A 14,182-nucleotide genomic window follows, 5' to 3' on the forward strand; every position below is an offset into this window, starting at 1 on the left:
ATTGGCTCCGATAAGAGGGACCTCTTTGCCCCTCCCTAACCCTCTCCCTGCACGCGGGGAGAGGGGACTTTGCGGAGTTTGCCGCATGTTCATTCTCCCCGTCCTGACGGGGAGAATGTGCCCGATAGGGCCGATGAGGGGCAAAACAACATGCCTGCCTCAATGCTGGCCGGGCCAGCCGATCCAATCCACCCAGCGGCCGTGAAAATCGGCGCGGCCGATCAGGTGTTTTTCGCCTGACGGCCAGATCTGCAGCGTCAGAGCGGCGCCGTGCTTCTGATCATCCGCTTCCATCTGCAGCCGTGCCAGTGGGGTGTCCGCCGTTGCCCGCCCTCCCGCTGCGGCGATCAGCGCTTCGCCTTTTTCCTGCAATGGTTTCGGCAGGTATTGCCAGGCGATCGTGTGATAGATCACGTGCACCTGATCCGCGTGAACGGGTTCAAGCCGTTGCTCCAGCCAGTCACCGGCATCCGCCTTTTCGACGGTCTGATGATTGGCGGCGGCGATGGCGAGGGCAAGGCGCGTGCGCTCCAGCCGGTCGGTCTGGTCGGCCCAGAGATAGGACAGGAGCCGCATGGCGTCTTCCTCGCGCGCCGGGTTCAGCGGATTGAGGTCGCAGCCGGCGCGGCTGGCGACTTGGACGGGGACGTCCGGTGGCGTGCGACCTTTCCACTCCGGTGCGATCATCACCGGCGACGGCTGCAAGGCCCAAGGCATGTTGCCCAGCCGGTAGGCATAGTGGTCCCAATACAGATTGAGCCCGGCGCTGGCGCCTACTTCCGACAGCACCAGCGGTTTGCGAAACAGGCTGGAGATCGTCAAGAAACCGGGAAGCAGGGCCGCAGAGCGGCGCACCTCGTTCGTCTGCGGCGCTGATGTCAGGCGATCGAGGATGAAGGCCGCATGGGTGCGGCAGGCGTTTTCAACGGCGTTCCAGAGGTCGTCCGGCGTGGCGGCATTCGGCGGATAGACAGCCGCGAGCTGCGGATCGGCGCTGGCGAGCACCAGCGCATGCAGGGCGCCGGCAAGGCGAAGCGGCACGGAATCGCCATAGGGCGAGGGATCGCCGGGCCACGAGAGAATTTTCTCGCCGACTGGATGGTCGGCGGTCAGCCGCTCGGCGGCCAGCGTGCACAGGCTGGCTGTGAAGGGCGAGCCGAGGCCCTGGCAGGCGCTCGCCTGCGTGACGAAAGCGAGACGGACGGTCTCCTCTGTCACCGATTCAGGCATCGTGCGGCCGGTCCTTCGGGTCGAACTGGATGATGGTCAGCCAGTTGGCGGTGAGTGCCGGTTTGCGCTCGCCCTCGATATCGACGGTGACGTCGTAGGTGACCATCAGCATGCCGGCGCCGCGGAAGCGGGCCTCGGCCATGGTGAAGCGGCCGCGCACCCTGGCGCCGCACTTCACCGGCGTCATGAAACGCACCTTGTCGAAGCCGTAGTTGATGCCCATGGTCTGCTCGTGCACCTTGGGCAGGCAATTGTAGTTCATCGCCGACAAGAGCGAGAGCGACAGGAACCCATGCGCAATCGTGCCGCCGAACGGCGTTTCGGCCGCCGCGCGCTCCGGATCGGTGTGGATGAACTGGTGGTCGTCGGTGGCATCGGCAAAACCGTCGATGGTCTTCTGCGTGACCGTGATCCAGTCGGAAATACCGATCTCCTTGCCGACCAGATCCTTGACGTCAGACAGCGAAATTTCCTGCGGCATTCTCTTTCCCGATCAAAAACATCCACCCGCCTTTCTATATGCCGCTCTTTTGAAAAACGGCAATCAGGCGGGCAGTACAGGCTTATAAAATTTCGACGTGGAAACCGACGCTTCGCGCGGCGATCATGCCGAGACCGGCGCCGGCCGAAGGTAGAAGGCTTTGCCACCAGGCGCCTTGCCGTACCGGCAGCTGGAAGGGATGCGGGGCGTGGCTGCGGTTGATCACGACGGCAAGGCGGGTGTTTCGGTTCTGCACGGCGTCGCCGGTCAAAAGCACCATCATCAGATTGTCGGTCGCGGGGCTTTCCCAATCACCGACACTCATGGGGTGGCCGTCGAGCCTCAGCCATTCGACATCGCCGTTTCCGGTGAAGAAGGCGGTCTCCCGAAACACATCGAAGCGGGTGCGTATCGCGGCGAGCGCCGCGGTGTGGGCAATCAGGTCCTCGTCCAGGGCGGCCCAGTCGACCCAGGTGATCTCGTTGTCCTGGCAATAGGCATTGTTGTTGCCGCGCTGGCTGCGGCCTGCCTCGTCGCCCGCCGTCAGCATGATGGTGCCGCGCGTGGCAAACAGGGTCGAGAGAAGGCCCATGACGTCGCGGCGGCGGAAGGCGAGAACCTCGGGATCATCCGTCGGACCCTCGGCGCCATTGTTCCAGGACTGATTTTCGTTGTGGCCGTCGCGATTATATTCGCCGTTCGCCTCGTTGTGCTTGCCGGCATAGGAGACGAGATCCATCAGCGTGAAGCCGTCATGGGCGGCGACGAAGTTGATGCTGCGCGTTTCGGTGCCGCCGTTGCGCGAGAAGATGTTCGAGGAACCGGCAAGCGCCGTCGCAAGATCGCCGATGATGTAACGGTCGCCGCGCCAGATGCGGCGCAGGTCGTCGCGGGCGCGGTCGTTCCATTCGAGGAAGGGTGGGGGAAAATTGCCGAGTTGGTAGCCGCCGGGGCCGATGTCCCAGGGTTCGGCGATCAGCAGGCGATCCTTCAGGACAGGATCGGCCAGCATTTCGGTGAGCAGCGCCGCATCGCTGCGAAAGCCGTTCATGTCGCGGCCAAGGATGGAGCCGAGGTCGAAGCGGAAGCCGTCGACGCCGGCGGAGAGCACGAAGTGGCGCAGGCTGTCGAGGATGAGTTGGCGCACCACCGGATGGTCGCAGGCAATCGTGTTGCCGCAGCCGGTATCGTTGACCAGTTCGCCGGGCTGGCCGCTCGCGTGGCGGTAATAGGTGTGGTTGTCGAGGCCGCGCATGGAGAGGGTCGCGCCCAGCCGGTCGCTTTCGCCGGAATGGTTGAAGACGAGATCGAGGATGACGCCGATGCCTTCCGCATGCAGCGCCGCGACGGTTCCCTGAAGCTCCGTCATGCCGCCGGGCACCAGGCGCGGATCGAGCGCCATGAAGGCGATCGGGTTGTAGCCCCAGCCGTTGGTGAGGCCGAGCGGCGGCAGATGGCGCTCGTCGATCCAGGCGGTGATCGGCATGAGTTCGACGGCCGAGACGCCGATGCGTTTCAGGTGCGCGATGATGGACGGATGGGCAAGCGCGCCGACGGTGCCGCGCAGGCTCTCTGGAATGCCCGTGTGCAGTTTGGTGAAGGGACGGACGGCGACTTCGTAGATCAGGCCGCCGGGCTGGAAGAGCGGTGCATCTATCTGTGCCGTCGTCGGCTCCGTTACGATCGCCCTCGGCACGAGATCGGCGGTGTCATCGCCGAAGACCGAGAGGCGCGGCTCGTAGCGGAAGGGGCGGTCGAGCTCGCGGGCATAGGGATCGACCAGGAGCTTGGCGGGGTCGAACCAGAGGCCCTGATCCGGCGCGTATGTTCCCCAGGCGCGGAAGCCATAGCGCGTGCCGGCGGCTGCGTCGGCGACCGTCAGGCTGTGAACGCCGTCCTCGCCGCGTTGCATGGGCAAACGGTGCAGTTCGCGCTCGCCGGTTTCATCGAAGAGGCAGAGTTCGATGCCGGCGGCGGACGAGGCGTGGACTGCAAAGGCCGTGCCGTTGACTCCGATGGTGGCGCCGAGGGGAAGGGGTGAGGGCTGGTACGGCATCGGGGTCACCTTGGGATTGCTGGCGGGGCGAAGAGCGAGGATTGGATATCAGCTTGGTTTGACAGCGATTTGTCCCTGCTTTGGTGTGCGTTGCAAGCGGATTGTTTTCCCTCCGCTTGAGGGGGAGGGAGGCTGTCGCGAAGGCGAGGCCTCCCTTCCTTCCGTCATGCCTGTGCTTGTCACAGGCATCCAGCCGCCGCGTGTCTACGCGGCGAGAGGACTTTGATGTTGCCGACGTTAAAGAGTCCCTTCGCGCCGCAGACGCGGCGCGGCTGGATTCCTGTGACAAGCACAGGAATGACGGAGGAGAGAATTGCGCCATCATATCGTTCAAACACCTTTGCCCACGTCCGGAAAATCCGCCGTGGTGTTGCTTGTACATTCACTTGGCCGGGGCGCTGGAAAGTGCCGAGACTAAGTAAGTTAATATGACGCCTTCCAGCGCCCCGTTCGATGGTCGTCGGCTGGCAACTGCGGTTTCTCTGCGCGGATGATCGGCACCTTTACCAGGGTGGGGCTCGCGGGCTCTTATTGCTTTTTCAAACACCCGCCGCGCCACGAAAGATCCGCCTTGCGGCAGACCAGTCGCCGGTCCTCATGTGTGCCTCACAGGCACGCCCCGCTCTTTTTCAAGCGAGAGGGAAACCATTTTCTGACAGCCCACCGGGCAAAGGCTCACGTCCTTCCTCCACCCGGCACCGGTCCCGCCTCGCCGCGACGCCTCGCGGGGTAGCCGATGACGGAACGCGATGATCATCGCACAGGTTTTGAGGGCGGGGATGAGCGGGGATGATTTTGCGGCGTAGGCGTCGACGGTCACGCGCAGCCACCGACACAGACAGGCGATCGATCTTCGTCAGTTCAACATCTTAGCCAACTGCCACTCGCCGTGCTCGTCTTTCTCGACGCGCTTGTTCCCCCTGTAGCATCTGAGCTTGCCGGCCTGCTTGTCCATCACCAGGCGGGTGGGCGAGAACTTGGATTTGGCGTTGCCGCCGATGGCGGCGGCGAGGGCTTCCTTGAATTTCCCCGCCTTGTAGAGGGCGACGAGATCGTCGTCGGTCATTGTCGTGTTTCCTTTGTGGCTGTGTTCGGCTCGGGACGATTGGGTTTTCGGCGGATCACCCCACCCCGGCGCGTTGCGCCGACCCTCCCCCTCAAGGGGAGGGTGAAAGGAGGCTTCGTGCCTCCCTTTGGACCATTCGATCAGGTAATAACCGTCGGCTCCACCCTTCCCGTCCGCTCCTTGATGCCGGCGATCTCGTCGGCAACCGCGATCAGGTCGGCGAGCGCCTCCTGCGTGTCGATGTCGTGGCGGGAGGCGTCGGGCTCGTAGCGTTCGATGTAGACGCGCAGCGTCGCGCCGGAGGTGCCGGTGCCGGAGAGGCGGAAGACGACGCGGGAGCCGCCTTCGAAGAGGATGCGGATGCCCTGGTTGTTGCTCACCGACTTGTCGATTGGATCGTTGTAGGAGAAGTCGTCGGCGGTTGCGACCTTGAGCTTGCCGAAGCTCTTGCCGGGCAGGGTGGAAAGCTGGTCGCGCAGTGCGGTCACCAGGCTGTTTGCGGCATCCGTATCGATTTCTTCGTAGTCATGACGCGAATAGTAGTTGCGGCCGTAGGTGGTCCAGTGCTGGCGGGTGATTTCGGCGACGCTTTCCATGCGCACGGCAAGGATGTTGAGCCAGAGCAGCACCGCCCAGAGCCCGTCCTTTTCACGCACATGGCTGGAACCGGTGCCGGCACTTTCCTCGCCGCAGATCGTGACCTTGCCGGCGTCCATCAGGTTGCCGAAGAACTTCCAGCCGGTCGGGGTCTCGTAGATGCCGATGCCGAGCTTTTCGGCGACGCGGTCGGCGGCGGCGCTGGTCGGCATCGAGCGGGCGATGCCGGCGATGCCCTTCGAATAACCGGGGGCAAAGTTGGCATTGGCGGCGAGGATGGCCAGGCTGTCGGACGGGGTAATGAAGATGCCCTTGCCGATGATCAGGTTGCGGTCGCCATCGCCGTCGGACGCGGCGCCGAAGTCGGGGGCGTCCTCGCCCATCATCTCCTCATAGAGGGCGCGGGCGTGAACGAGGTTCGGGTCCGGATGATGGCCGCCGAAATCGGGCAGCGGAATGAAGTTGAGCACCGAGCCCTTGGCGGCGCCGAGGCGGTTTTCGAGGATTTCCTTGGCATAGGGGCCGGTGACGGCGCTCATGGCGTCGAAGACGATGCGGAAGCCGCTCGACAGCAGGCGGCGGATCGCCGGGAAGTCGAACAGCTTTTCCATCAGTTCGGCATAGTCGGAGACCGGGTTGATCACCACGACCTCCATGCCGGCCAGGTCCTGGCTGCCTTCGACGTCGAGATTGACGTCGGCGACATCGGCGATCTTGTATTGGTTGATCGTCTTGGTGCGGGCATAGATGGCGTCGGTGACCTTTTCCGGGGCCGGGCCGCCATTGCCGATATTGTACTTGATGCCGAAATCCTCGGTCGGGCCGCCGGGATTGTGGCTGGCCGACAAAACGATGCCGCCGAAGGCCTTGTATTTGCGGATGACGTTGGAGGCGGCGGGTGTCGACAGGATGCCGCCGCGGCCGACGAGCACGCGGCCGAAGCCGTTGGCGGCCGCCATCTTGATGGCGATCTGGATGACCTCGCGGTTGTAGTAGCGGCCGTCGCCGCCAATCACCAGCGTATCGCCCTTGAAGCCTTCCAGCGAATCGAAGATCGACTGGATGAAATTCTCGGCATAGTTCTTCTGCTGGAAGACCGGCACCTTCTTGCGCAGGCCGGAGGTTCCGGGCTTCTGGTCCAGATAGGGCGTGGTTTGTACGGTTATGGTCATGGGGATCTTAGCCTTTCGCAAGGAGACTGGAATAGAGATCGGCATAACGATGCGCGCTCAAATCCCAGGAAACGTCTGATTTCATGCCCTGGGCCTGGAGGCGGGCCCAGACTTTCGGTTGCCGATAGGCGGTAAATGCGCGCCGAAGCGCCTGGCGTAAGCTCGCAGCAGAAACTGGCGAGAATTGGAAACCGGTGGCGACCTTGGCAGCAAGGGCTGCCTCGTTTGCGTCGATGATCGTATCGGCAAGGCCGCCGGTATGGGCGACGATCGGTACGCAGCCGTAGCGCAGCCCGTAGAGTTGGGTGAGGCCGCAGGGCTCGAAGCGTGACGGAATGAGGATGGCATCGGCGCCGGCCTGCATCAGGTGCGACAGCGGCTCGTTATAGCCGGTGACCATGCCCATGCGGCCGGGATGGCGTGCGGCGGCGGTCAGGAAGGCGCTTTCAAGCGAGGGATCGCCGGAGCCGAGCACGGCAAGCTTGCCGCCATTATCGACGATGTCGTCGATCACTTCGGCGAGCACGTCCATGCCCTTCTGCCAGGTGAGCCGGCTGACGACGCAGAAGATCGGGCCAGGCGTGTTGTCGAAGCCGAAATGGGCCGACAGGGCCTTGCGATTGCTCTCGCGTTTTTTTAGCGACGTCGGGCCATAGTTTTCGGCGATATGCGTGTCGGTCTGCGGGTCCCAGACGCTGGTGTCGATACCGTTGACGATGCCGCTCAGATGGGAAAGGCGCGTCGTCAGCAGGCCCTCGAAGCCCATGCCGAATTCCGGGGTGAGGATTTCCTGGGCATAGGAGGGGCTGACGGTGGTGACGGCGTTCGCCGTCTGCAGACCGCCCTTGAGGAAGCCGACATCGCCGAAATATTCGACGAAGCTGATGGAGAAGGCCTCCGGCGGCAGCGCAAGCTGAGGGAAGACCTCCGGCCCGAACTGGCCCTGGAAGGCGATGTTGTGGATGGTGAGCACCACCGGCATTCCATGGGCCGGGCCAAAGCGCATGTAGACCGGGGTCAGCGCCGCCTGCCAGTCGTGCACGTGAACGAGTTCCGGCTTCCAGCTCGGCAGAAGTCCCCCCGCGATCTCGGCTGCGGTCAGGGAAAGTGCCGCGAAACGGCGGAAATTGTCGGTGTAGTCCAGGCCTGCCTTGTCGACATAGGGGCCGCCGTCGCGATCGAACAGTTCCGGCGCGTCGAGGACGAGAAGGTCGAGGCCCTCATGATCGACGGCGAGGACCGAGGCGGGATAACCGAAGAGATTGTCGAAGCCGCCGATCTTTTGCGGCTTCTTGAGCTTGTGCATGACGATCGGATAGCCCGGCATCAGCGTACGCATGCGGACGCCGTGCGGATTCAAGGCCGCCGGCAGGGCGCCCGCCACGTCGGCGAGACCCCCTGTCTTGACCAGCGGAAAGACTTCCGATGCGACGGAAAGAACCTCCATGCCTCACATGTCCAGCTTGTCGATCATCGCCTGGGTAATCAGGCAGATGCCGTTTTCCGAACGGCGGAAGCGCTTGGCGTCGAATTCCGGGTCGTCGCCGACGACGAGGCCTTCGGGGATGACGACGCGGCTGTCGATGACGACGTTCTTCAGCTGCGCGTGCCGGCCGATCTTGACGTTGGGCAGGATCACCGCACCGTCGAGACGCGAGAAGGAATTCACGCGGACGCCGGTGAACAGCATGCTGCGGTTCAGCGATGCGCCGGAAATGATGCAGTCGCCGGAGACGAGCGAAGAGGTTGCCGAGCCGCGGCGGTTCTCGTCGTCATGAACGAACTTTGCCGGCGGCTTGATTTCCGCGAAGGTCCAGATCGGCCAGGTGCTGTCGTAGATGTCGAGTTCGGGCGTCACGTGTGTCAGGTCGATATTGGCCTGCCAGTAGGCGTCGATCGTGCCGACGTCGCGCCAGTAGGCCTCGCTCTCGAAATCGGAGCGGACGCAGGACTGGTTGAAACGGTGGGCGACGGCTTTGCCGTTCTGGACGATGTAGGGGATGATGTCCTTGCCGAAATCGCGGCTGGAAGAGGGGTCGGCGGCATCGCGGCGCAGCACGTCCATCAGGAATTTGGTGTGGAAGACGTAGATGCCCATCGAGGCCAGCGCCATTTCCGGATTGCCGGGAATGCCTGGCGGATCGGCCGGCTTTTCGACGAAGGCGATGATCTGGTCCTTGTCGTCGACATGCATGACGCCGAAGCCGGTCGCTTCCATGCGCGGCACTTCCAGGCAGCCGATGGTGACGTCGGCGCCGGAATCGACATGCTGCTGCAGCATGAGTTCGTAGTCCATCTTGTAGATATGGTCGCCGGCGAGGATGACCATGTACTCGACGCCGTGATCCTCGATGATGTCGATGTTCTGGTAGACGGCGTCCGCGGTGCCTTCGTACCACTGCGTTTCGGAAACGCGCTGCGAGGCGGGCAGGATGTCGAAGCTTTCGTTTCGCTCGGGGCGGAAGAAGTTCCAGCCGTTCTGCAGGTGGCGGATCAGCGAATGTGCCTTGTACTGCGTCGCGACGCCGATGCGGCGGATACCGGAGTTCATCGCATTCGACAGCGCGAAGTCGATGATGCGGGCCTTGCCGCCGAAATAGACCGCAGGCTTGGCGCGGCGGTCGGTCAGTTCCTTCAGGCGACTTCCGCGGCCGCCGGCAAGGACATAGGCCATTGCGTCACGGGCGAGGGGCTGTATTCGTTTTTCCATTGATTTTCCTCCCGATAGTATGGTTCCCGGAGCGGTTCCGCCGTCCTTTGGAACAGTGTCCTCTCCAAATATTCTTCTTACGTGTCGCCCGGTCAGGCCCTGCGGCCCGCCTTGCAACGCGCTAATCCTGCTCCAGCATCAATGTCGCCAAGGGCGGCAGGGTGATGGTGGCCGTGATGACGCCTGCGCTGTTTTTCGTTGCCTGGACGGCGCCTCCGTTACCCTTGCCGCTGCCGCCGTAAATCTCGGCGTCGCTGTTGAGGATTTCCTTCCACCGCCCCTCGACAGGCAGCGGTATGGTATAATTTTCCCGGTAGACCGGCGTGAAGTTGCTGACGACGGCGATCAGTTTTTCGCCGGGCGCCTTGCGCAGGAAGGCAAAGACGGAGTTTTCGCGGTCGTCGGCGATCAGCCACTCGAAGCCCTCGCCCTCGCAGTCGCGCGCATGCAGCGACGCCTTGTTGCGATAGGTGCCGTTCAGGTCGCGCACCAGCCGGCGCATGCCCTCGTGCAGCGGATATTCGAGTAGGTTCCAGTCGAGCGCGCGGTCTTCAGACCATTCGCGCCACTGGGCGAATTCCTGGCCCATGAACAGGAGCTTCTTGCCGGGATAACCCCACATGAAGCCGTAGTATGCGCGCAGATTGGCGAACTTCTGCCAGTCGTCGCCGGCCATCTTGGCGATCAGCGAACCCTTGCCGTGCACCACTTCGTCATGGGAGAGCGGCAGCACGAAATTCTCGCTGAAGGCGTAGAGCAGGCCGAAGGTCAGGTCGTTGTGGTGGTGCTTGCGGTGGATCGGCTCGCGCTGGAAATATTGCAGCGTGTCGTGCATGAAGCCCATGTTCCACTTGAAGCCGAAGCCTAAGCCGCCGACATGAACCGGGGCTGAGACCTTCGGCCAGGAGGTGGATTCCTCGGCGATGGTGATGATGCCGGGATGGCTGCCGTAGACTTGCCTGTTCATCGTCTGCAGGAAGCGGACCGTATCGAGGTTCTCGTTGCCACCATACTCGTTCGGCACCCATTCGCCATGCTTGCGCGAATAGTCGAGGTAAAGCATCGAGGCAACGGCATCGACGCGCAGGCCGTCGAGATGGAACTTCTCGGCCCAGTAGAGCGCATTGTTGACGAGGTAGGAAAACACCTCGGCGCGGCCGAAATTGTAGATCGCGGTGTTCCAGTCCGGGTGGTAGCCCTGACGGGGATCCTCGTGCTCGTAAAGGGCGGTGCCGTCGAACCAGCGCAGGCCATGGGCATCCGTCGGGAAATGCGCCGGCACCCAGTCGAGGATGACGCCGATGCCGACCTTGTGGGCGCCGTTGACGAAGCGGGCAAAACCCTCCGGCTCGCCGAAGCGGGCGGTCGGCGAATAAAGGCCGGTCGTCTGGTATCCCCAGGACGGATCGAAGGGATATTCGGTGACGGGCAGGAACTCGATATGGGTGAAGCCCATGTCGACGCAATAGGGAATCAGCCGGTCTGCGAGCTCGTCCCAGGAGAGCATGTCGCCATTGTCGCGGCGCTGCCAGGAGGCAGCGTGAACCTCGTAGATCGAAATCGGCTGGCGCCGGGCGTCGACGCTTGCCCAATGCGCCCGGTGCGCCGCGTCTTCCCAGTCCTGCGCGATTTCGCCCGTCGTCATCGACGCATTCTTCGGGCGTAGTTCCGAGCGCCGCGCGAAGGGATCGGCCTTCAGGGGCAGGACTTCACCATTCTTGCCGACGATCTCGTATTTGTAGATCGCGCCGGCCTGGATATCCGGCAGGAAGATTTCCCAGATGCCGGTGTCCTGGCGCAACCGCATGACATGGCGGCGGCCATCCCAATTGTTGAAATCGCCAACGACGGAGACGCGCCGCGCATTCGGCGCCCAGACGGCGAAGTGAAAGCCGTCGGCGCCGTCATGCTTCAGCGGATGTGCGCCCATCTTGTCGAAGAGCCGCAGGTGCGAGCCTTCGCGGATGTAGTAGTCGTCCATCGGCCCAAGCACGGGGCCGAAGCTGTAGGGATCGGTGACGATCCATTCGCCGCCCTCGTTGCGGGCGCGGTAGCGGACCGGCTGGATCTTCTTGGTGGCGACGGGGCCTTCGAAGAAGCCGGCATCGTCCCGACGGGCAAGCGTGCCGATCTCCTTGCCGGCCAATGTCTCCACTGTCACCGTTTCGGCGCCGGGGATGAAGCAGCGGGCGACGAAGTCCTTGCCCGCCGGATGCACGCCGAGAACGGCAAACGGATTGTTGTGGGTGCCAGCGAGGATCGCCGCAATCTCTTCCGCCGACAGACTGGCTGACGGAACGGCAGGCGTGGCGTCTTTCGGCACTACTGTCATCCGGCTCTCCAGATTTCCCCGGCATATTGCCGGATTGTACGGTCGGAGGAGAACCAGCCCATGCGCGCGGTGTTGCGGATGGTCTTGGAATACCAGCTGGCTGTGTCCGTCCAGATCGCATCCACTTCACGCTGGGCCTTGGCATAGGCGTCGAAATCGGCCGCCACCATGAACCAGTCGTGATTGTAGATGCCGTCGATCAGGCCGGAGAAGCGATTGCGATCATCCGGCGAGAAAACACCTGAGGCGATGGCCTGCAATGCCTGGGAGAGTTCGCGCGACTGCTCGATGATGGCGCGGGGATTGTGACCCTCGGCGCGTACCTTGGCGACCTCTTCCGCGGTCATTCCGAAGATCTTGATGTTCTCCTCGCCGACCCAGTCGCGCATTTCGACATTGGCGCCATCCAGCGTTCCAATGGTCAGCGCGCCGTTCAACGCGAACTTCATGTTCCCGGTTCCAGACGCTTCCATGCCGGCGGTCGAAATCTGTTCCGACAGGTCGGCGGCGGGGACCATGATCTCGGCGAGCGAGACGTTGTAGTTCGGGATGAAGACGACCTTCAAAAGGCCGCGCACGGCAGGGTCGTTGTTGATCACCTTGGCCACGTCGTTGGCGAGCTTGATGATCAGCTTGGCATTGTGATAGCTCGGCGCCGCCTTGCCGGCGAAGAGTTTCACCCGCGGCACCCAGTCCTTTTCCGGATGCGAGCGGATCTGGTCGTAGAGCGAGATCGCCTCGACGATGTTGAGCAGCTGGCGCTTGTATTCGTGGATACGCTTGATCTGGATGTCGAACATCGCCGACGGATCGAGCCTTATCCCCATGCGGCTCTGGACCAATTGGGCGAGCTTGACCTTGTTTGCACGCTTGATCCTTGCGAATTTCTCCTGGAAATCCGGCTTGTCGGCGAAGGGGTCGAGTGCCTGCAGCGCCTCGGTATTGTCCATGAATTCGTCGCCGATGGCACCGCGGATCAGCGTCACGAGTTCCGGATTGCACTGCATCAGCCAGCGGCGCGGGGTGATGCCGTTGGTCTTGTTGTTGATGCGTTCCGGATAGAGCCGGTGCAGATCGGCGAAGACGGTTTCCTTCATCAGTTCGGTATGAAGGGCCGAAACGCCGTTGATCGAGTGCGAGCCGACAAAGGCAAGATTGCCCATGCGCACCCGGCGATCGCCGCTCTCGTCGATCAACGAGATGTTGCGGACTTCCTGGTCGCTGTGGGCCTTCTGCCTGCGGGCCTCGAGCAGGATCTTGGCGTTGATCGCGTAGACGATCTGCATGTGGCGCGGCAAAAGGCGCTCGAACAGCGGCACTGGCCAGGTTTCGAGCGCTTCGGGCAGCAGCGTGTGGTTGGTGTAGGAGAAGGTGTGGCGGGCGATATCCCAGGCGGCTTCGAAATCCATTCCGTGAACGTCGGTCAGCAGGCGAACGAGCTCGGCAACCGATACGGCCGGGTGCGTATCGTTGAGCTGGATGGCGACCTTGTCCGGCAGCGACGTGAAATCCGGATATTGCTGAAGATGGCGGCGCAGGATGTCCTGCAAAGACGCGGAGGAGAAGAAGAACTCCTGGCGCAGGCGCAATTCCTGGCCGGCCGGAGTGGCGTCGGCCGGATAGAGCACGCGGGCGAGGCTTTCTGCCTTGTTGCTTTCGCGAAGCGCGCCGATGTGGTCGCCGGCATTGAAGGCGTCGAGCAGGATCGGGTCGATCGGATGGGCGGTCCACAGGCGCAGCGTGTTGACGCGCTTGGCACGCCAGCCGACCACCGGCGTATCGCAGGCGGTCGCGATGACGCGCTCGGCCGGCTTCCAGACGTAACGGGTCACTTCCTCGTCGACATTGACGGTTTCGACCGAGCCACCGAAGCCGATTTCATAGGAGCTTTCGCGGCGCTCGAACTCCCAGGGGTTACCGTGAGCAAGCCAGGTTTCCGGCAGTTCGACCTGCCAGCCGTCGGCCATCTGCTGGCGGAAGAGGCCGTGGACGTAGCGGATGCCGTAGCCATAGGCCGGGATGTCCACGGTCGCCATCGATTCCATGAAACAGGCTGCGAGACGGCCGAGGCCGCCATTGCCCAGCGCCGCATCCGGCTCCAGCGTCGCGATGACGTCGAGATCGACGCCGAACGAGGCGAGCGCCTCGCGCAGTTCGTCCATCAGGCCGATATTGGTGACGGCATCGCGCATCAGGCGGCCGATGAGGAATTCGAGCGATAGGTAATAGACGCGCTTGGCATTGGTGGCATAGGTCTTGCGCGTCGATTCCATCCAGTTGTCGGTAATGCGGTCGCGCACAACCAGGATCGCGGCAGTCAACCAGTCGTGCGGTTTGGCGACTTTCGGGTCCTTGCCGATACGGTAGGTGAGACGCTCGATGATTTCCTGGGCGAGGACTTCGGAGTTCGATGCGCGGGGGGCGGCGCTTGGAATCTTTTCGTTGTGCAAACGATCGATCATAAAAAAGGTTTACCCTCTGCTTGCGGTTTGGGAGACCGGAGGCGAACACCAACGGGGCATATAAACGATTTATGCA

9 protein-coding genes are annotated in these 14,182 nt (G+C 62.9%); all 9 read right to left on the minus strand.

Annotation, left to right across the window (positions count from 1 at the left end; all coding sequences use genetic code 11):
- Positions 1-159: 159 nt before the first annotated feature.
- Positions 160-1,230, minus strand: a complete 1,071-nt coding sequence (locus ACSQ3F_RS09565; RefSeq protein ID WP_436100003.1) for a DUF2332 domain-containing protein — start codon at positions 1,228-1,230, stop codon at positions 160-162.
- The gene (locus tag ACSQ3F_RS09570; protein WP_436100004.1) at positions 1,223-1,711 is read right to left on the minus strand and encodes a MaoC family dehydratase; all 489 of its coding nucleotides are present in this window, start codon (positions 1,709-1,711) and stop codon (positions 1,223-1,225) included. Before ACSQ3F_RS09570 ends, ACSQ3F_RS09565 begins: the two co-directional genes overlap by 8 nt.
- Positions 1,712-1,793: 82 nt before the next feature.
- The gene (gene glgX / locus ACSQ3F_RS09575) at positions 1,794-3,767 is read right to left on the minus strand and encodes a glycogen debranching protein GlgX (protein ID WP_436100005.1); all 1,974 of its coding nucleotides are present in this window, start codon (positions 3,765-3,767) and stop codon (positions 1,794-1,796) included.
- 856 nt (positions 3,768-4,623) lie between these two features.
- The gene (locus tag ACSQ3F_RS09580; RefSeq protein WP_436100006.1) at positions 4,624-4,833 is read right to left on the minus strand and encodes a hypothetical protein; all 210 of its coding nucleotides are present in this window, start codon (positions 4,831-4,833) and stop codon (positions 4,624-4,626) included.
- 140 nt (positions 4,834-4,973) lie between these two features.
- Positions 4,974-6,602: an alpha-D-glucose phosphate-specific phosphoglucomutase gene (locus ACSQ3F_RS09585; RefSeq protein WP_436100007.1), complete on the minus strand. Its 1,629-nt coding sequence runs from the start codon at positions 6,600-6,602 to the stop codon at positions 4,974-4,976.
- Positions 6,603-6,609: 7 nt separating this feature from the next.
- On the minus strand, positions 6,610-8,049 hold the full coding sequence (glgA, locus tag ACSQ3F_RS09590) for a glycogen synthase GlgA (protein WP_436100008.1): 1,440 nt from the start codon (positions 8,047-8,049) through the stop codon (positions 6,610-6,612).
- 3 nt (positions 8,050-8,052) lie between these two features.
- Positions 8,053-9,312, minus strand: coding sequence for a glucose-1-phosphate adenylyltransferase (glgC, locus tag ACSQ3F_RS09595; RefSeq protein ID WP_436100009.1), 1,260 nt, complete (start codon positions 9,310-9,312; stop codon positions 8,053-8,055).
- Between the two features lie 121 nt (positions 9,313-9,433).
- A complete protein-coding gene (gene glgB, locus ACSQ3F_RS09600; RefSeq protein ID WP_436100010.1) occupies positions 9,434-11,644 on the minus strand; it encodes a 1,4-alpha-glucan branching protein GlgB in 2,211 nt (736 codons plus the stop codon).
- Positions 11,641-14,106, minus strand: coding sequence for a glycogen/starch/alpha-glucan phosphorylase (locus ACSQ3F_RS09605; RefSeq protein WP_436100011.1), 2,466 nt, complete (start codon positions 14,104-14,106; stop codon positions 11,641-11,643). Before ACSQ3F_RS09605 ends, glgB begins: the two co-directional genes overlap by 4 nt.
- Positions 14,107-14,182: the final 76 nt, after the last annotated feature.

The organism is Pararhizobium sp. LjRoot238 (assembly GCF_964252955.1).
Lineage (GTDB): Bacteria > Pseudomonadota > Alphaproteobacteria > Rhizobiales > Rhizobiaceae > Pararhizobium.

Bases quoted from the DNA above. Each gene is read 5' to 3' on its own strand.
- ACSQ3F_RS09570 (WP_436100004.1), bottom strand. From the start codon at position 1,711: ATGCCGCAGGAAATTTCGCTGTCTGACGTCAAGGATCTGGTCGGCAAG.
- ACSQ3F_RS09585 (WP_436100007.1), bottom strand. From the start codon at position 6,602: ATGACCATAACCGTACAAACCACGCCCTATCTGGACCAGAAGCCCGGA.
- glgA (WP_436100008.1), bottom strand. From the start codon at position 8,049: ATGGAGGTTCTTTCCGTCGCATCGGAAGTCTTTCCGCTGGTCAAGACA.
- glgC (WP_436100009.1), bottom strand. From the start codon at position 9,312: ATGGAAAAACGAATACAGCCCCTCGCCCGTGACGCAATGGCCTATGTC.
- glgX (WP_436100005.1), bottom strand. From the start codon at position 3,767: ATGCCGTACCAGCCCTCACCCCTTCCCCTCGGCGCCACCATCGGAGTC.
- ACSQ3F_RS09605 (WP_436100011.1), bottom strand. From the start codon at position 14,106: ATGATCGATCGTTTGCACAACGAAAAGATTCCAAGCGCCGCCCCCCGC.
- ACSQ3F_RS09580 (WP_436100006.1), bottom strand. From the start codon at position 4,833: ATGACCGACGACGATCTCGTCGCCCTCTACAAGGCGGGGAAATTCAAG.
- glgB (WP_436100010.1), bottom strand. From the start codon at position 11,644: ATGACAGTAGTGCCGAAAGACGCCACGCCTGCCGTTCCGTCAGCCAGT.
- ACSQ3F_RS09565 (WP_436100003.1), bottom strand. From the start codon at position 1,230: ATGCCTGAATCGGTGACAGAGGAGACCGTCCGTCTCGCTTTCGTCACG.